Origin of the sequence: Aeromonas sp. EERV15, from assembly GCF_900079845.1 — a bacterium.
Lineage (GTDB): Bacteria > Pseudomonadota > Gammaproteobacteria > Enterobacterales > Aeromonadaceae > Aeromonas > Aeromonas sobria.
Window position 1 is genome coordinate 1 of record NZ_FKKY02000190.1, and the last position, 429, is coordinate 429.

Sequence of the window (429 nt, forward strand, 5' to 3'; positions counted from 1 at the left end):
AGCCTGCCTGTCCGGTGCTCGATCGGGAGGTCAGACGATGAGATCACGCGTGTTCTCCGCGAGGGCCGCGAGGGGAGGCCCGCGCACGGCGCATCGAGGGGCGCTCCTCCTCGCCCTCGCGACGGCTCTGGCGGCGGCCGTGGCGGCGTGCTCGTCGTCCGGCGGCGACACGGGCGCGCGTCCGGGCGGGGCGCAGGGCGGCGGCGGCTCCTCGGGGAGCGGCGCGGTGGAGGGGCTCGTCTCGCTGCGCGTCGAGCCGGCCGCCGCCTCGGTCGATCTCGCGCTCGGAAAGCGCGCCGTCGTGGAGCTCGACGCGATCGGCCGCTTCCAGGACGGCTCCGAGCGCGACGTCACCGACCGGGTGACCTGGAGCGCCGACGACCTCTTCGCCCACGTGGACGCCGGCCGGCTCACGACCGCCTCGCCCGG

1 protein-coding gene is annotated in these 429 nt (G+C 77.2%); it reads left to right on the plus strand.

Annotated elements, in window-relative coordinates; genetic code table 11:
* Window positions 1–37 precede the first annotated feature (37 nt).
* Window positions 38–429: hypothetical protein (locus BN4575_RS21020; RefSeq protein ID WP_218060831.1), on the plus strand; the 392-nt coding region annotated here is incomplete at its 3' end.